This is a genomic window from Cupriavidus sp. FW305-3-2-15-C-LB2 (assembly GCF_058787575.1).
Genome location: NZ_JBYSZW010000024.1, coordinates 17,232 through 33,888 on the forward strand (window position 1 = coordinate 17,232; position 16,657 = coordinate 33,888).

The 16,657-nt window shown below is 68.6% G+C and carries 15 protein-coding genes; 1 reads left to right on the forward strand and 14 read right to left on the reverse strand.

Features of this window, described 5'->3' with window-relative positions; translation table 11 throughout:
* Positions 1-7: 7 nt before the first annotated feature.
* The 6 genes from AC3WRR_RS18415 to AC3WRR_RS18440 all read right to left on the reverse strand — a co-directional run bounded on the left by AC3WRR_RS18415 (position 8) and on the right by AC3WRR_RS18440 (position 6,367).
* Positions 8-859 (reverse strand): IclR family transcriptional regulator, encoded by an 852-nt coding sequence (locus AC3WRR_RS18415; RefSeq protein WP_010811671.1) that lies wholly within the window; start codon positions 857-859, stop codon positions 8-10.
* A 102-nt stretch (positions 860-961) separates the two neighbouring features.
* Positions 962-1,699: an SRPBCC family protein gene (locus AC3WRR_RS18420; protein WP_010811672.1), complete on the reverse strand. Its 738-nt coding sequence runs from the start codon at positions 1,697-1,699 to the stop codon at positions 962-964.
* On the reverse strand, positions 1,689-2,165 hold the full coding sequence (locus AC3WRR_RS18425) for a (2Fe-2S)-binding protein (RefSeq protein ID WP_010811673.1): 477 nt from the start codon (positions 2,163-2,165) through the stop codon (positions 1,689-1,691). Before AC3WRR_RS18425 ends, AC3WRR_RS18420 begins: the two co-directional genes overlap by 11 nt.
* A 9-nt stretch (positions 2,166-2,174) precedes the next feature.
* Positions 2,175-3,041 carry an FAD binding domain-containing protein gene (locus tag AC3WRR_RS18430; RefSeq protein WP_010811674.1) on the reverse strand — a complete coding sequence of 289 codons (867 nt, stop codon included), beginning with the start codon at positions 3,039-3,041 and terminating at the stop codon, positions 2,175-2,177.
* A complete protein-coding gene (locus AC3WRR_RS18435; RefSeq protein WP_492297760.1) occupies positions 3,034-5,325 on the reverse strand; it encodes a xanthine dehydrogenase family protein molybdopterin-binding subunit in 2,292 nt (763 codons plus the stop codon). Before AC3WRR_RS18435 ends, AC3WRR_RS18430 begins: the two co-directional genes overlap by 8 nt.
* Positions 5,326-5,374: 49 nt before the next feature.
* Positions 5,375-6,367, reverse strand: coding sequence for a Bug family tripartite tricarboxylate transporter substrate binding protein (locus AC3WRR_RS18440; RefSeq protein WP_011616781.1), 993 nt, complete (start codon positions 6,365-6,367; stop codon positions 5,375-5,377).
* Between the two features lie 322 nt (positions 6,368-6,689).
* Between AC3WRR_RS18440 and AC3WRR_RS18445 the strand changes: the two genes are divergently transcribed.
* The gene (locus tag AC3WRR_RS18445) at positions 6,690-7,208 is read left to right on the forward strand and encodes a MarR family winged helix-turn-helix transcriptional regulator (protein WP_010811677.1); all 519 of its coding nucleotides are present in this window, start codon (positions 6,690-6,692) and stop codon (positions 7,206-7,208) included.
* A gap of 61 nt (positions 7,209-7,269) precedes the next feature.
* Here the strand turns inward: AC3WRR_RS18445 and AC3WRR_RS18450 are convergent, their stop codons facing one another.
* The 8 genes from AC3WRR_RS18450 to AC3WRR_RS18485 all read right to left on the reverse strand — a co-directional run bounded on the left by AC3WRR_RS18450 (position 7,270) and on the right by AC3WRR_RS18485 (position 16,637).
* Positions 7,270-8,688: an MFS transporter gene (locus tag AC3WRR_RS18450; RefSeq protein WP_492297762.1), complete on the reverse strand. Its 1,419-nt coding sequence runs from the start codon at positions 8,686-8,688 to the stop codon at positions 7,270-7,272.
* Between the two features lie 263 nt (positions 8,689-8,951).
* A complete protein-coding gene (locus tag AC3WRR_RS18455; RefSeq protein ID WP_492297764.1) occupies positions 8,952-9,908 on the reverse strand; it encodes a PDR/VanB family oxidoreductase in 957 nt (318 codons plus the stop codon).
* A gap of 26 nt (positions 9,909-9,934) precedes the next feature.
* Positions 9,935-10,909 carry a VOC family protein gene (locus AC3WRR_RS18460; protein ID WP_011616780.1) on the reverse strand — a complete coding sequence of 325 codons (975 nt, stop codon included), beginning with the start codon at positions 10,907-10,909 and terminating at the stop codon, positions 9,935-9,937.
* 23 nt (positions 10,910-10,932) lie between these two features.
* Complete coding sequence (locus tag AC3WRR_RS18465) at positions 10,933-12,411, reverse strand: aldehyde dehydrogenase (protein ID WP_492297766.1); 1,479 nt, start codon at positions 12,409-12,411, stop codon at positions 10,933-10,935.
* A gap of 41 nt (positions 12,412-12,452) precedes the next feature.
* Positions 12,453-13,253, reverse strand: a complete 801-nt coding sequence (locus AC3WRR_RS18470; RefSeq protein ID WP_010811682.1) for an aspartate dehydrogenase — start codon at positions 13,251-13,253, stop codon at positions 12,453-12,455.
* A 12-nt stretch (positions 13,254-13,265) separates the two neighbouring features.
* Positions 13,266-14,981 (reverse strand): thiamine pyrophosphate-binding protein, encoded by a 1,716-nt coding sequence (locus AC3WRR_RS18475; protein WP_011616779.1) that lies wholly within the window; start codon positions 14,979-14,981, stop codon positions 13,266-13,268.
* A complete protein-coding gene (locus AC3WRR_RS18480; RefSeq protein ID WP_011616778.1) occupies positions 14,974-15,777 on the reverse strand; it encodes an SDR family oxidoreductase in 804 nt (267 codons plus the stop codon). Before AC3WRR_RS18480 ends, AC3WRR_RS18475 begins: the two co-directional genes overlap by 8 nt.
* Before the next feature lie 5 nt (positions 15,778-15,782).
* Entirely contained in the window at positions 15,783-16,637 is an 855-nt protein-coding gene (locus AC3WRR_RS18485; RefSeq protein ID WP_041688341.1) for an IclR family transcriptional regulator, read from the reverse strand.
* Positions 16,638-16,657 lie beyond the last annotated feature (20 nt).

Here is a 16,657-nt window from a genome sequence, read left to right on the forward strand (position 1 = left end):
GCTGCCGTCACGCGAACGGTTTCGGCACCTCCGGCCGGTAGTCGAGCAGGCTCGACAGCTCGGCCGCCGCCCGCCTGACCTGTTCCACCACATTGTCGAGCTGGTCCGGATCGATGCGCGAGGCCGGGATGGTCGCGCCCAGCGCCGCCACAACCTTGCCGCTGCGGTCGCGCACCGGCGCCGCGATGGTGGAGATGCTGGCCTCGAAGAACCCTTCATGCAGCACATAGCCGCGCTGGCGGTCGCGCTGGACCATGTCGTACAGCTCTTCGACAGTGCGCGGCGTGCTTTCGGAATACACCTCCAGGCGTTCTTCCGGATACAGCGTGCGCAGTTCCGCCAGCGACAGGTCTTCCAGCAGCACGCGGCCCAGCACGGTCGCATGCGCCGGCAGCCGGGTGCCAACGTTGACGGTGCTGGCAAACGGGCGCGAGGCCACCGACTTGGCCACATAGACGATGGAGCGCCCGTCGCGCACCACCAGGTTGCACGGATAGTGGATCTCGTCGCGCAGCCGGTCCAGCAGCGGGCGGCCCAGCTCGGTCAGCTCCAGCGAGGCCAGGTAGTCAAAGCCCAGCCGCAGCACCGCCATGCCCAGGCGAAACTCGCGCCCGCCGTCGGTGCGCTCGACAAAGCCCATCATTTCCAGCGTGGCCAGCAGCCGGAACACGGTCGAACGCGGCACCTTGAGCCGGCGCGCCAGCTCGGCCGCCGACAAGGTGCGCTCACGGCTGCTGAATTCGGCCAGCAGCCGCAGGCCGCGCTCCAGCCCCGGCACGATGTACTTCTCCTGGGCGCTCTCCGGGGCGCCCTCCTGGCCGCTTTCCTGCGTGTCTTCCTGCGGCGAATCGGTCGTCATGGTCTGTCTCTGCAATATTCGGTCTTGGCGTAACGCTCTCATATATCACGCCTGCACCCCGTAGGGTACCCGTATTGCCGGCAGACCCCGCCCTGGCTCCGCCTATGCCCCTGGGCGCAGGTAGTCGCGCAGCCAGGCCGCGCATTGCTCGCCCTGGGCGGCGGGCCACCGCACCACGATGGTCTCGTCGCTGCGGCGCAGCTCAACGCAGATGTCCGACAGCGGCCCGCGCGCGGCCTCGCCGCGCCCGAACAGCCGCGAGAACAGCCCGCCGGCGGCGGGTGCGGGCGCGGACCGTGTCGGCAGCACCGCATGGCCGTTGGCAGCCGCGGCCGATGCAACCGGTGCCGCAGGTGCGGACTTCGCCGCCGGCTCGGGCGCTGCCTGCGCCCCCTGCGGCGACAGCCGCGCCAGCAGGTTGGCGCCAAACTCGTCCCACATGCGATCGGCCTTGGTCTTCATCACGCTCAGGCCGAAAGTGCCCAGCCGGCCCAGCACGTCCACCTCCACCCTGATGCGCAGCTGCGTGCCGCCATCGTCCAGGGCGGTCAGGAAGAGCTCGCTCGACTGGCGCAGCGAGCTGGCCACCGAGTCGTCCTCGCCGGTGCCCTCGGTGCGCAGGTAATGCGGCGCGCGCGTCTCGACGATCTTCGTATGCAGCCGGAAGCGCGCGTTGATGAAGGCGATCTTGACCGCCATATGGGCGATGTACTCGACATCGCTCAGCACTTCGATCGATTCCATGCCGGGCACGCACGCGCCCATCACGTTGGGGTCGAGCAGCAGCTCCCACACGCGCGCCGGCGGCGCCGCGGTGACCAGGGTCTTTTCAATTTCCACGCATTTTCTCCGCGGCGGACAGGACCGATTCAACGATGCCGACATAGCCGGTGCAGCGGCACAGGTTGCCGTTCAGGCCGTGGCGGACTTCGTCTTCGGTCGGGTTGGGGTTATTGGCAAGCAGCGCGCACGAGGCCATCAGGAAGCCCGGCGTGCAATAGCCGCACTGCAGCCCGCCGTTGTCCATGAAGCACTGCTGCAGCGGATGCAGCTGGCCGTCGGCGGCCAGCCCCTCCACCGTCATCACATGGCGCCCGCGCGCCTGCACGGCGAGCATCAGGCAGGACTTGACCACCTCGCCGTCGACCAGCACGGAGCAGGCGCCGCAGATGCCGGTCTCGCAGCCGCGCTTGGTGCCGGTCAGGTTCAGGTCGTCGCGCAGCAGGTCGGACAGCAGGCGCCGCGCCGGCACCTCCACCTGGTGTTCCTCGCCGTTGACGGTGAGTTCGATGCTGACTTGGTTCATGGGGATTCCTTACTCCGATGCCACGCCGAACAGCTCGGCAATGGTGCGGCGCGCGACTACCCGCACCATCTCGCGCCGGTAGCTTTCGGACCCGCGCATGTCCGAGACCGCGTTGATGTCCGCGGCGACAATGGCGGCCGTCTCCTCGGCTAGTTCCGCGGTGACGGCCTTGCCGGCCAGCAGCGCTTCGGCGCGGCGCAGCCGGGCCGGGATCGGCGTGGACGCGCCCACCGCCAGCCGCGCCTCGACGCAGAACGCGCCCTCGCGCCGCACCGCCAGTGCCACGCTGGCGAGCGGCCGGTGCTCGGCGGCGGTGCGCAGGAAGCGCGCATAGCGGCCATCGGCGCCGGCACCCGGCGCCGGCACGCGGATCTGCGTGACGATCTCGTCCGGCGCCAGTGCCGTGACGTAGTAGTCGACCAGGAAGTCCTCGATATCGATCTCGCGCTCGCCGCCTCGGCCGCTGACCACGATCCGCGCGCCCAGCGCCATCAGGCAGCCGGGCGGATCGGTGGCGGGGTCGGCATAGCAGAGGTTGCCGCCGATGGTGCCCTGGTTGCGCACCTGCGGATTGGCCACGCGCGAGGCCATGCTGGCCAGCATCGGGTAGTGCGCCTGCACCAGCGGCGAGCGCGCTACCTCGGCATGCAGCGTCAGCGCGCCGATACGCAGGCCCTCGCGCGCATCGAAGGTGATGCCGCGCAGCGCCTTGAGCCGGCCCAGCGAGACCAGGTGGCCAGGCGTCAGCATGCGCTGGCGCATGCCGAGCATCAGCGCGGTGCCGCCGGCAAGGATGCGGCAACTGTCGCCCAGCTCGGCCAGCATCTGGCTGGCCTCGGCCACGGTGGCCGGCTCAAGGAAGGCAAAGTCACGCATGGACGGCGTCCTTCTGCTTCAGTTCGCGCAGGCCCGCCAGCACCTTCTCCGGCGTGATCGGCAGCGACTGGATGCGCACGCCCACGGCGTCGAAGACGGCATTGGCGATCGCCGCCGCGCCCGGCAGGATCGCGGTTTCGCTGGCGCCCTTGGCGCCATAGGGGCCGTTGGGGTCGTTCGATTCCACCACGTCGGTGCGCAGCATCGGCACCGCGTCGGCGGTCGGCATGGTGTAGTCGGCAAAGTTGCCGTTCATCAGGCGGCCATCCTCGTATTGCAGGTTCTCGTACAGGGTCCAGCCGATCGCCTGCACGGTCGCGCCGTGGGTCTGGCCGTGCACGGCGAGCGGGTTGATGGCCTTGCCGCAGTCGTCGGCGACAAAGCTGTCGATCACGGTGACCTGGCCGGTGCCAGTGTCGACTTCCACTTCCACCGCCTGTGCCGCGAAGGAGTGCGCGGGCGCGACGTTGCCGTAGTAGTCGGCGTCGTGCATCACCGTGGGCGCGTCATAGGTGGCGCGCACGTGGATGCCCTCGCCGCCGTGGCGGAAGATATGCAGCCGCGCGATCTCCGCCAGCGTGGCGGACTTATCGGGCCGGCCCGGCGCGGCGATGCGGCCATCGGCAATCGCCAGTTGTTCCGCGTCCACGCCAAGCTTCTCCGCCGCGAGTGCCAGCAGTTTCTGGCGCGCCTCGCGCGCGGCACGCAGCACCGCATTGCCGGCGATGATGGTCACGCGCGACGCCAGCGAGCCCAGGCAGAACGGCGCGGTATCGGTATCCGGCGCCATCACGGTCACGTGCGACAGCGGGATGCCGAGCTCCTGCGCGCAGATCTGGCTGAGCATGGTGTTGGCGCCCTGCCCCATGTCGCACTCGCTGGTCTGAAGCATCGCGCGCCCGTCCTCGTTGATCTTGAGCAGGATGGTCGAGCCGTCCCAGTTGCCCAGCGTGCGGTTGCCGCTGACGTGCATGGCCGCGGCAATGCCCACGCCGCGCCGGCGCGTGCCGGTGCCGCGCGGCGCGGCGCGCTTCTCGTCCCAGCCGATGGCCTTGCGGGTCATGTCCAGGCACTCGGCCATGCCGGTGCTGCTGATCTTCCAGCCATGCACGCTGGTCTCGCCCGCGCCGATCGCATTGCGCTTGTGCACCTCCACCGGGTCCATGCCGAGCATGCCGGCCAGCACGGTCAGGTGGCAGTTCAGCGGAAACTGCATCTGCTGCCCGCCAAAGCCGCGGAAGGCGCCGCGCGGCGGATTGTTGGTATAGGCCATGACCGCATGCGAGCGCACGTTCTGCACGCGGTGCATGTTGTCGCTGCGCATGGCGGTGACGTGCATCACATCACCGGCAAGCCCGGAGTAGGCGCCGCATTCGGCCGTGATGCGCACATCCTTGGCCAGGATCACGCCGTCTGCGGACAGCCCCATGCGCAGCCACACTTTCATCGGCACGCTGGCGCGCGCGCCCTGGAAGTCTTCCAGCCGGTTGTTGACCAGCCGCACCGGGCGCTCCAGCCGGCTGGCCAGGAAGGCGCAGATCAGGCTGTTGTTCTCCTCGACGATCTTGGCGCCGAAGCCGCCGCCGGTGGTCGCCTGCACCACGCGGATGGTCGAGACCGGCCGGTTCAGCGCCTCGGCCAGCCGCGCGCGCGCCAGGAACACGGACTGGGTCGAGGCCCACAGCGTGAGCCGCCCGTTGCCGTCCTGCGCTGCCACCGAGGCCATCGGCTCAAGGTAGCCCGGGTACTGCGAGTGCATGTCGTAGGTGGCCTCATGCACCGCGGCGCAGGCTTCGAACGCGGCATCCACGTCGCCCCGCACGATGTGCATCTCATGGCCGATATTGCGCGTGCCGGCATGGATCTCGGGCGCGCCATCGGCCAGCGCCGCTTCCGGCGTCAGCAGCGCGGGCAGCGCCTGGTACTCGATGCGGACCAGGTCCAGCGCATCACGCGCGATCTCCTCGCTGACCGCCACCACCGCGGCCACTTCCTCGCCGACGTGGCGCACCACGCCGCAGGCCAGGATGCGCTGCTCCTTGCGGTGCGGGCCCCAGTTGCGGGCGGGCACATCGTGCCCGGTCACCACCAGCTTGACGCCGGGCAGCGCCTTCGCCGCGGAGGTGTCGATGCGCACGATGCGCGCATGCGGGTGCGGGCTGCGCAGCACCTTGGCGTGCAGCATGCCGGGCAACTTGATGTCGCCGGCATACTGCGCGCGCCCCATGACCTTTTCCCGCGCGGTCACCTGCGGCGTGGAGCTTCCCACGATGGCCTTGCTCATGCCGGCCTCCTGCTTGTCTGGTTGCATGAATGCGATGCGCTGCCCTGCGTCATTCCGCCGTGATCGCGAGGTCGCGGATCACCTTGCCCAGCCGCTCGTAGTCGGCCGCGTTGACCTTTTCCAGCGCGGCCGGGGCGCCGCCCACCGGGCTGGCGCCGAAGGTGGCCATCTTCTCGGTCACGTCGGGCAGGCGCAGCACGTCGTTGAGCTGCTGGTTCAGCACCTTGACCACCTCGGGCGGCGTGCCCTTGGGCGCCATCACGCCATGCCAGGCGCCGACCACCACGTCCTTGTAGCCGAGCTCGGCCAGCGTCGGCACGTTGGGCAGCAGCGGCGAGCGCTTTGCGTCCGTGATCGCCAGCGGGATCAGCCGGCCGGTGTTGATGTACTGCGCCACCGGACCCAGCGTGACGTAGGCAAAGTTCACGTGCCCCGCCACCACGTCGTTGACCGCCGGCGCCACGCCCTTGTACGGCACGTGCTGGATCTTCACGCCCGCGGCGCGGTTGAGCATCTCGCCGGCGATGTGCATCGGCGAACCCGCGCCCGGGCTGCCATAGGTCAGCGTCTTGCCGCCCCTGGCCACGGCAATCATCTCGCCGACGGTCTTGATGCCGGCCTGCGGGTTGGCCACCAGCAGCACCGCCTGCACCGCGGTCTGGATCACGGGGGTGAAGCCGTGCAGCGGGTCATAGCTGGCCGACGGCGCCAGCTTGAGCACCATCGGCGCCAGCGTGAAAGGGTTGGGCGTGTACAGCAGCGTGTAGCCGTCCGCCGGCGCGCGGCTGACGAAGCTGGCGCCGACCACGCCGCCGGCACCGGGGCGGTTCTCGACGATGACCGGCTGCTTCAGGCGCGCCGACAGCTTGTCGGCATAGAGCCGGGCCATGGCGTCGGTGTCGCCGCCGGGCGGATAGGCCACGACCATGGTCACGGTCTTGGCCGGATACGCGGCGGTGGCCAGCGCGCTGCCCGCGGCAAGCGCAAGCGCGGCCATGGCAGTGGCTGCAAGGAAAAGGCGGCGGGGGCGTTCGTGTCTCATCAACAGCTCCTGTGGGGGCGCATTCGCGGTTGGAGTGGGCTGTTGTGCGCACCGCGAAAACAGGGTTGGCTCGGGTTACAACACTTTCGGTTGTTTTATTAGTAAAACGTACGTTCATACCAGGAACATTGGTAATCCTAGGTCGCAAATATTGACAACTCAACTTACGTTAAACACCTATTGACATTATTTAGTTTGTTTAATTCTCTTGCATGACACGAAAGCGACACCCGGTGGCGGAATTGGCGAGCGCCTGTGAGACAATCGGGCCCGCCAACCGGCCCGAACTCCGCGGCCGGCAGACCCTGACCAAGAGGAACGCATGCCCCGTGACGCCGCGCCCGCCAACGGCCAGCCCGCGCCAGACACCGACAACACCAGCCCGTGGACCGACCTCGACGAGGCCGGCAGCGGCCTGACCGTCGACAATTTCCTGACCACGATGCTGAGCCAGCTGGTCACCGCGCTGCGCAGCACGGTGACCAAGCCCTATGCGGAACAGTTCGGCCTGACCGTGCCGGAGTGGCGCATCCTGGCGCTGCTGGCGCACGCGCGCGAACTGCCGTTTGCCGAGCTGGTGACCCAGTCGACCTCGGACAAGGCGCTGGTGAGCCGCACGCTGCGGCTGCTGGAGGATCGGGGATTGGTGCGGCTGACCTCAGCCGGCAACACGCCGCGCAAGAAGCTGATCTGCGCGATCAGTGAAGCCGGTGCCGCGCTGCACGACCAGGTGATGCCGCTGGCGCGGCGGGGGCAGGCGCAGGTGATCCGGCAGTTGTCGCCGGAGGAGCGGGAAGCGGTTTACCAGGGGCTGCGCAAGCTGTTGCGCACGCAGGAATAAAGAAAAAGGGCCGCACCCGGATTGCGGGGCGGCCCGAAGGGAACGGGACCAGCACGCCCGTTCAGACCTCCAGTTCTTCCAGCACCCGCCCCTTGGTCTCGATGCCAAGGAAATGCACGGTGACAGCCGCCAGCGCCGGCACCACGGACAGCGCGAAGAAGGCGACGCTGAGGTTGCCGCTGCCAATGGTGCTGGCGATCAGGCCAGGCGCGAAGATCGCCGCCAGCTTCAGCCAGGCGCCGCCCAGGCCGCAGCCCATCGCGCGGACGCTGGTCGGGTACAACTCGGGCGTGTAAACATAGGCGGTGATAAAGCCGCTGGCCAGGAAGCCCATCGCCAGCGCGCAGAAGGTCGCTACCACATACACGTTCGAAGCGTGGAACACCCCCGCCAGCACCAGCGACAGCGCGCACAGCAGGAACGACACGTTGATCACCGGCTTGCGGCCCACCTTGTCGACAATCATCGCGCACACCAGCGAGCCGACCACGCCCAGCACCGAGGCGCCGGCGGCAAGGTTCAGCGCCAGCTGCAGCGGCGCGTGGTAGACGGTCTTGTAGACCGTGGGCAGCCACGTCGACAGCCCGTACTGGATAAAGCCGCAGGTTGCCCACAGCATCCATACCGCCAGCGTGCGGCCGAGGTAGGCCTTGCTGACCAGGTCACGCACGCGCCGGCGCGGGTGCTGGGTCATGCGGTCGTAGCTGCCGGCATTGACCGGCGGCGGCAGCGGATCCTTGGCGCGCGCCTCGAACGCACGCAGTGCGGCATCGGCTTCTTCAAGACGGCCTTTCTCCGCCAGCCAGCGTGGCGATTCCGGGATCACGCGGCGCAGGATGAAGAACAGCACCAGCGGCACGCCGCCGATGAAGTACATCACCTCCCAGCCGTAGTGCGGCACCAGCCAGGCGCCAACGCCGTTGGACACCATCAGGCCGATCGGGAACACCACCTCGTACAGCAGCACGAAGCGCCCACGGCCATGCGCGCGCGTGACTTCGTTGATATAGGTGGCGGCCACCGGCAGCTCACCGCCAAGGCCGAGGCCCTGCACGATGCGCAGCAGCAAGAAGATCTCGAACGACGGCGCGAAGCCGCAGGCAATGCTCATCAGGCCGATGATGCCCGCGCTCCAGCCGATCGAGCGCAGCCGGCCGAAGCGCTCGGCCAGCCCCGGGAACAGCAGCGCGCCGACCAGCTGGCCGACCGAAGGCGCAGCGATCAGCACGCCGATCTGGCCCGGCGTCAGCGACCACTGCGCGATCAGCAGCGGCAGCGTGGCTGCGATGGCGATGACGTCGAAGCCATCGAAGAAGGTGGCCAGGCCGATCAGCAGCCGGGCGCGGATATGCATGGCGTTGCCCGGCATGCGTTCGATGCGGGCAACGATATTGCCGCGCGTGAGCGGGCCGCTGCGGGCCGCCGCCGCGCTCTGGCCGGCGCTGTCGGCCGTGGTCACGATACCTGCGGTGGCGGTCACCGGTGCGCCGGGGGACGCTGCGTCTTGTCTCTGGGTTAACACGGGGCTTCTCGGTTTGATTCTTCGGGGGTTGCTCCCCTCTCCCGCTTGCGGGAGAGGGGCCGGGGGAGAGGGCAGGCACTTGATAACGGCAGATGCCGCGGCTTGCCCGGCGGCCTGGGAAGAGGCAGTCGGGATTCGACAGCGCATCGGCTACGGCGTGCGCTGGCCCTCTCTCCCGCCCCTCTCCCGCGCGCGGGAGAGGGGAGAACACAATCGCGAAATTACAAGTCCAGCACCAGCTTGCTGCCCTTGCACCCCGACACGCACACCATCATGGTCTTGTTGCTGGCGCGCTCGCTGTTGCTGAGCACGCTGTCGCGATGGTCGGGGCAACCTTCCAGCACCGCGGTCTCGCACGAGCCGCACACGCCTTCGCGGCAGCTGTAGTCGATCTGCACGCCGGCATCGAGCAGTGCGTCCAGCAGCGACTTGCCGGACGGCACCTTGACGGTGGTGCCGGTGCGCGACAGCGACACGGTGTACTCGCCCTCCTGCACCGCCTCGGTCGAGGGGTCGGCGGCAAAGCGCTCGATATGCACGTTCGGGTAGCCATGCGCTTCGCAGGCAGCCTCGAACGCCTTCAGCATCGGACCGGGGCCGCAGCAGTAGAAGTGCGTCTGCACCTCCTGGCCGGCCAGCATCGCGTTCAGGTCCGGCGGCACGCCGGCCTCGTCGTCGAAGTGAAAGTGCACGGCATCGCCATGGGCCGACAGCTGTTCGACGAATGCGGCCTCGGCACGCGAACGGGCGCAGTAGATCAGCGTGAACGACCTGCCCAGCTCGGCCAGGCGGCGCGCCATGCAGACGATCGGCGTGACGCCGATGCCGCCGGCGACCAGCACGGTGTGCGCGGCGCTTTCGTCCAGCTCGAAGTTGTTGCGCGGCGCCCCCACGGTCAGCGTGGCGCCCACGCGCAGCTGCTCATGCACGTAGCGCGAACCGCCGCGGCTGCCGCGGTCCAGCAGCACGCCCACGGTATAGCGCCGGCGCGCTTCGGGCGCGCCGCACAGCGAGTAGCTGCGCACCAGGCCGTTGCCCAGGTGCAGGTCGATATGGGCGCCCGGGCTGTACTCGGGCAGGGTCTTCCCTTCGGGATCTTGCAGTTCGATGCTGACCACGCCGCGCGCTTCATAGCGCATGGCGTGGACGCGCAGGGTCAGGGACTGGTGGGCACTCATTGCTGCTTCCTTCGATTGCTGCTGACTTACCGCTTCTCGGTCAGGAACTTGCCTGCCGGTCCGCCCGCGTTCTTCTGGCGGCGGGTGTTGCCGTCGATGCCGCCTTCGATCGCCCATTCGGCGAACATGGTCGGGCCCGGCTCGAAAGCGCGCGGCTCCCAGTGTTCGTCGAGCTGGTCTTCGTCGGCGTAGTACTCGATCAGGCCGCCGGCCGGGTTCTTGAAGTACCAGAAGTAGGCCGACGAGATCGGGTGCCGGCCCGGGCCGAGCTGCGTATCCCAGCCCTTGCGCGAGACATGCATGCCGCCGCCGAAGACTTCGTGGATGTCGCGCACGGTGAAGGCGACGTGATTCAGGCCGCTCTTCGGTTCCGGCAGCTGCAGCAGGAACAGGTCGTGGTGGCCGCCTTCGGGCGTGCAGCGCAGGAAGGCGCCGCGGTCCGGGTAGCGGTCCGACGGCACGAAGCCGAACTTCTCGACATAGAAGCGCTCAGTGGCCTTGACGTCCTTGACGAAGAACACCACGTGGCCCACTTCGATCGGGGTGGCATGGTCGTAGATCGGGCTGCGCTGGTTCAGGCGCGGCTTGTCGTTCCACGTGTTCATCAGCGCGCATTCGACCTGCACGTCATGCTTGCGGGTGACCTGGAAACGCACGGCCAGGCCGTTCGGATCGGTGCAGCCCACGCGCAGCGTATCGCCCTCGCCTTGCTTCACGAAGCCCGGTGCATCAGCGATTGCCTTGGCGAGCTGGTCCAGCGAGGCCTGTGACTCGACGCCCCACACCACTTCGCGCAGCGTCGGGCCGGCCTCGATCGCGGGCGGCAGCGTGGCATCGTCGATGCGGCGCACCAGCACGCGGCAGCCGTTCAGCGTTTCAAAATCCAGGCCCTGCGCATCGTCGCGCTTGATGGCCAGGCCCCAGTCGGTGAAAAAGCCACGGCAGGCGTCAAAGTCATCCGCGCCGTAGACGATCTCGTCGATCCCCAATACCTTGATCATTGCTTCTCTCCAGCCTGCCGGGTTCAGTGGTTGGCCCACGGCAGCGGTTGTTCGTTCAGGCCCCAGTACACGCTCTTCTGCTCCATGTACTGCAGGATGCCAAGCCGCCCCTTCTCGCGGCCCAGGCCGCTGTCGCGCCAGCCGCCGAACGGCGTCGCGATCGAGAATTGCTTGTAGGTGTTGATCCACACATTGCCCGCCTGCACGGCGCGTGCCACGCGCCAGGCGCGCTTGTAGTCGCGCGTCCAGATGCCCGCGGCAAGCGCATAGACGCTGTCGTTGGCCTGCGCGATCAGGTCATCCTCGTCGTCGAACGGGATTGCGACCAGCACCGGCCCGAAGATCTCTTCCTGGCAGATGCGGGCGTTGTTATCCAGCCCTTCGATGATGGTCGGCGTGTAGAAATAGCCGTTGGGCAGGCCGGCCACGTCTGGGCGCAGGCCGCCGGTGCGCAGCTGGCCGCCCTCTTCCACGCCGGCGGCCACGTACGACTCGATGCTGTCGCGGTGGCGGTCGGTAATCAGCGGGCCCATCTGGGTACGCTCGTCGGCGGGGTCGCCCACGCGCAGGTGCGCGGCGCCCGCGGCCAGGCGGTCGATAAAGGCCTCGTACTGCGAGCGCGCCACGAACAGGCGCGAGCCGGCGATGCACGACTCGCCCGACGAGCTGAAGATGCCGTACAGCACGCCGTTGACCGCGTGGTCCAGGTCGGCATCGTCGAACACCATGGTCGGCGACTTGCCGCCCAGTTCCAGCGACACCGGCATCATCTTGTCGGCGGCGATATGGGCGATGTGCTTGCCGGTGGTGGTGCCGCCGGTGAACGACACGCGGCGCACCAGCGGATGCTTGGTGATGGCGTCGCCGATGACCGAACCCTTGCCGGGCAGCACGCTGAGCAGGCCCTTGGGCACGCCGGCCTCTTCGCAGATGCGCGCCAGCTCCAGCGCCATCAGCGGCGTGACCTCGGCGGGCTTGACCACCACGGCGTTGCCGGCGGCGAGCGCGGGCGCCATCTTCTGCGCCTCGCTGGCGATCGGCGAGTTCCACGGCGTGATCGCCGCAACCACGCCCATCGGCTCGTACACGCTCATGGTCAGGCAGTCGCCGCGCTGCGGCGTGATGGTTTCTTCCAGCGTCTCGCAGGCGGCGGCAAAGAACTGGAAGGTGCCGGCGGCGCTGGCCACCAGGGCGCGCGTCTCGCTGATCGGCTTGCCGTTGTCCAGGCGCTGGCGCTGGGCCAGCTGCTCGCCCTGGGCGCGGATCAGCCCGGCCACGCGGTACAGCACGGCGGCGCGCTCATGCGGCTTGCGTTGGGCCCAGCCGCTGGTGAGGAAGGCCTGATGGGCGCCCCGCACCGCTTCTTCCACGTCCGCCAGGCTGGCGGCGTTCAGTTCTGCCACCACTTCGCCGGTAGCCGGATAGCGGGTGCCATAGCGGTCGCCGGTCCCCAGGCGCCATTCGCCCGCGATGCAGATGGGGAGTACTTCTTGCGTCTTCATTGTCGTTGCCTGCTAAGTCTGTGGGGCGTTGGCTGCCGGGACTAGATCGATACCGCGTGCGCCCGGTTTCCCAGTGCGCGCACCACGCTGAACACGGTCAGCGCGGAAGTCTTGGGATTGGCCGCCAGCGGCTTGCCGCGCATCGTCAGCTCGAAGCCGCCGAAGGCGCCGCGCGCTTCCACGTGGTGCACGTTCTCCACCGCATGCGGGTCGGCCAGCAGTTTGACCGAGGTGCGGTCCAGCCCCAAGCCTGCCAGCGACACCGTGGCGGCCACGTTGGCGTTCTTGGGATACAGACGCGCCGCGTCGCGGGCCGTGCCTTCGAAGATCACGGTCGCCTCGGTCAGCGCATCCAGGTCGAAGAGCTGCTCGGCCGGCGTGCCGGCCCAGGCGCGAGCCGGCTTGCGGCCGGTGTAGATGACTTCGTCCAGCCCGCCGACACGCGCCGCGGCCAGCGCATCGATCGCGCCGATCGCACCTGACAACAGCTGCACCTGGGTGCCGCCGCGGCGCGCGGCCGCTTCCAGCCGCTCGGCCATGCCGGGCTCGGACAGCGCGCCCACCGACACCACCATGCACGGAATGCCGCGTTCCAGCGCCGGCACGATGTGCTCTTCCAGCGCATGGTGGCCGGCGCACTCGACCAGCAGGTCGGGACGCTGGTCGTCCAGGTGCGTCGCCACGCGGGCGCCCGGCGCCAGCGCGGTGACCGCGTCGCGGGCCTCGTCCATCGTGTGCTCCGGCACGATCACCACGTCGAACACCACCTCGGGATCGCTCTTGAGCAATTCCATCACGCCGCGGCCGATCGCGCCGCAGCCAACCATGGACACATGCAGCATCTCCGGTCTCCCTCAGGCGGTGACAGTGGTTTGTTCGCGCGCCGGCTCTTCGTTGTCCTTGTTCACCGGAGGGCCGGCGAAGATGGTCTTGAAGGAACCGATCGACAGCATGTCGATCTCCAGCAGGAACGGGCCCGACTCGACCGTGGCCGCTTCCAGCGCGGCGCCGACCTCGGCCAGGTTGCTCACGCGCGCATGGCGCAGCGACAGCGACTTGGCCAGCGTGGCGTAGTCCGGGGTATGCAGGTCCACGTAGTGGCGGCGGCCGCCGTACTGGGCGTCCTGGATGTTCTTGATCACGCCGTAGCCCTTGTCGTTCATCAGCACGATCACCATGTCGGCGCGTTCCTGCACCGCGGTGGCCAGTTCGCCCAGGTTCAGGATAAAACCGCCGTCGCCGGCCAGTGTGAAGGTCTTCTTGCCCGAAGCGGTCGCCGCAGCACCGATCGCGGCGCCGATGCCCATCGCCAGGCCCTGGCCGATGCCGCCGCCCAGCGCATGCACGCCGGCACGCGAATCGAAGATGCGCAGATGGCGGTTGCCCCAGGTGCTGTTCGACACGGTCACGTCGCGCACCCAGTTGAAGCTGCGGCCGACCGCGCCCTGCAGCGCCTGCACCAGCGCCGAGTACGGGCCCAGGCCGTCGACCAGGCTGTTGACGGCGGTGTCATGGGCGCGGCGCAGGTCGGCGGCGAAGGCCGGGTCGATCTGCATGCGCTTTTCAAGCCGATCCGCCAGGGCGTCCAGCGCCAGCGCGGCGTCGCCGCTGACAAAGTAGTCGCTCAGGTAGCAGCGGCCTTCGGCGGCCGGGTCGGCGTCGATGCGCAGCAGCGGGCGCGGCAGCTTCAGTTCGTACTTCAGGGTTTCATTGCCGCGCAGGCGCGAGCCCACCACCAGCATCGCGTCGCAGGTCTGGTAGAAGGCCTCGACCGGCTTATGCAGGTTGTAGGCGCCCAGCGAACGGGGATCGTCTTCCGGCACGATGCCGCGGCCTTGCGTGCTGGTGACCACGCCGAAGCCCAGGTCCAGCAGGCGCTGCACCTGCTTGCTGGCGTGGCGCGCACCGCCGCCCAGCCACAGCAGCGGGCGCTTGGCCTTGGCCAGGCGCTCGGCCAGCGCGTCCAGCGCATGTGCCGACGGCACGTGCTGCGGCACCGGCAGCGGCTGCAGGTCGGCCGGCATCTCGATCAGCGCGGCCTGGATGTCGATGGGGATCTCCACGCTGACCGGGCCGGTCGGCGCCGTCAGCGCGGTCTGCACGGCCAGCTTGATGGTGCTGATGGCGGTGTCGGCGCTGCGGATGCGGAAGGCGGCCTTGGACACGGCCTTGAGCATGGTGAGCTGGTCCGGCGCTTCGTGGATGTAGGCGAGGCTCTGGTCCAGGTAAGGCGTTTCGATCTGGCCGGTGATATGCAGCATCGGCGTGCCGGCGGTCAGCGCTTCGACCATGGCGCCGGCGGCGTTGCCCGCGGCGGTGCCGGTGCTGGTCAGGCACACGCCCAGGCCACCGGTGGTGCGGGCATAGGCATCGGCCATATTGGTGCCGCCCGCTTCGCCGCGCGCCGGCACGAAGCGGATCTTGCCGCGCTCGCCCATGGCGTCGAGGATCGGCATATTGTGGATCGAGATCACGCCGAAGGCGGCCTTGACGCCGCACTGCTCGAGAAACGCCGTGATGGCGCAACCGACGGTGACCTGCTGTTGCTCGTACTGTTGTTGATTAGGCATGACGGGAGTGTCCTCCGGAGATATCGATATGGCTGCCCGTGGTGTACGAAGACAACGGCGAGGCAAGGAACAGGATGGCGCGGGCTGCCTCGACCGGCAGGCCCAGGCGGCCAAGGGGAATATGTTTCTGCTGGGCCAGGCGCGCGGTCCATGCGGCCCAGTCCAGGTGGCGGTCTGCTTCAGGGCGCGCCTCGAAGCGGCGGCGCCACTGGCCCGATTCGACCAGGCCGATCAGGATGCCGTTGACGCGGACGCCCTTGGGCGCAAACTCGGTGGCCATCGAGCGCACCAGGTTAAGCACGCCGGCACGCGCGGCGGAAGTCGCCACCATGTGCGGCTCCGGCTGCTGCGCCAGCAGCGAGTTGACGCAGACGATGGCGCCCTGGCCTGACTTCTCAAGCTGCGGCAGGAACGCGCGCGTCGGGTGGATCACGGAGAAGAACTTGAGCTGCAGTTCTTCCATCCAGGCCGCGTCCTCGGTGTTGGCGAAGGTGGAGACACGGCCCTGGCCGGCGTTGTTGACCAGCATGTCGACGTTGCCCAGCGTGGCCTGCACGGCAGCGGCAAAGGCGGCGACCTGTTCAGGCTTGAGCACGTCGCAGGTGGCGGCATGGAGCCGGCACCCGGGGAATTTCTCGCGCAGCTGCGCTTCGGCGCTGCGCAGTCGGTTCTCGTCGCGGCCGCACATGGCCACGGCGGCGCCCGCTTCGAGCAGCAGCTCGACGGTCGCCAGCCCGATGCCGGAGGACCCGCCGGTGACGACGGCAACCTTGCCGCCGAGTTCAATCATGGACATTGTCCTCACTCCCGATACAGATTCACCACCTTGGCGCCGCTGCTGCGCAGCGACGGGCGGTAGTCGAGCAGGCGCGACAACTCGCCCGCGGTATCCCTGACCTTCTCCACCATCGCATCCAGTTGCGCCGGATCGATATGCGCGGCGGGGATGGTGGCGCCCAACGCCGCCACCACCTTGCCGGTGCGGTCGCGCACGGGCGCGGCGATGGTGGAAATGCTGGCTTCGAAAAAGCCTTCCTGCAGCACGTAGCCGCGCTCGCGGTCGCGCTGCACGATCTCGTGCAGCTCGTCGACGGTGCGCGGCGTGCTCTCGGAAAACACCGCAAGCTGCGTCTCCGGGTACAGCGTGCGCAGCTCCGCCAGCGACAGGTCTTCCAGCAGCACGCGCCCCAGCACCGTGGCATGCGCGGGCAGGCGCGTGCCGACGTTGACCGAGCTGGCAAACGGCCGCGGCGACACCGCCTTGGCCACGTAGACGATCGAACGCCCGTCGCGCACCACCAGGTTGCTGGGATAGCCGATCTCGTCGCGCAGCCGCTCCAGCAGCGGGCGGCCCAGCTCGGTCAGCTCCAGCGACGCCAGGTATTCAAACCCCAGGCGCAGCACGGCCATGCCCAGCCGGAAATCCCGGCCGCCATCGGCGCGCTCGACAAAGCCCAGCATTTCCAGCGTGGCCAGCAGGCGGAACACGGTCGAGCGCGGCACCTTCAGGCGGCGCGCCAGTTCCGCTGCCGACATGGTGCGGTCCTTGCTGCTGAACTCGCTCAGCAGGCGCAGGCCGCGCTCCAGGCCCGGGACGATGTACTTGTCCGGGGTTTCGCTGGCGGCGGACGTGGCCGGGATGGGGTTGCTACTCATGGCTTCGGTGGATGCGTGCT

Coding starts and splice junctions, on each gene's coding strand:
- AC3WRR_RS18415 (WP_010811671.1), bottom strand. CDS start 859: ATGACGACCGATTCGCCGCAGGAAGACACGCAGGAAAGCGGCCAGGAG.
- AC3WRR_RS18425 (WP_010811673.1), bottom strand. CDS start 2,165: ATGAACCAAGTCAGCATCGAACTCACCGTCAACGGCGAGGAACACCAG.
- AC3WRR_RS18430 (WP_010811674.1), bottom strand. CDS start 3,041: ATGCGTGACTTTGCCTTCCTTGAGCCGGCCACCGTGGCCGAGGCCAGC.
- AC3WRR_RS18435 (WP_492297760.1), bottom strand. CDS start 5,325: ATGAGCAAGGCCATCGTGGGAAGCTCCACGCCGCAGGTGACCGCGCGG.
- AC3WRR_RS18440 (WP_011616781.1), bottom strand. CDS start 6,367: ATGAGACACGAACGCCCCCGCCGCCTTTTCCTTGCAGCCACTGCCATG.
- AC3WRR_RS18445 (WP_010811677.1), top strand. CDS start 6,690: ATGCCCCGTGACGCCGCGCCCGCCAACGGCCAGCCCGCGCCAGACACC.
- AC3WRR_RS18455 (WP_492297764.1), bottom strand. CDS start 9,908: ATGAGTGCCCACCAGTCCCTGACCCTGCGCGTCCACGCCATGCGCTAT.
- AC3WRR_RS18460 (WP_011616780.1), bottom strand. CDS start 10,909: ATGATCAAGGTATTGGGGATCGACGAGATCGTCTACGGCGCGGATGAC.
- AC3WRR_RS18465 (WP_492297766.1), bottom strand. CDS start 12,411: ATGAAGACGCAAGAAGTACTCCCCATCTGCATCGCGGGCGAATGGCGC.
- AC3WRR_RS18470 (WP_010811682.1), bottom strand. CDS start 13,253: ATGCTGCATGTGTCCATGGTTGGCTGCGGCGCGATCGGCCGCGGCGTG.
- AC3WRR_RS18475 (WP_011616779.1), bottom strand. CDS start 14,981: ATGCCTAATCAACAACAGTACGAGCAACAGCAGGTCACCGTCGGTTGC.
- AC3WRR_RS18480 (WP_011616778.1), bottom strand. CDS start 15,777: ATGTCCATGATTGAACTCGGCGGCAAGGTTGCCGTCGTCACCGGCGGG.
- AC3WRR_RS18485 (WP_041688341.1), bottom strand. CDS start 16,637: ATGAGTAGCAACCCCATCCCGGCCACGTCCGCCGCCAGCGAAACCCCG.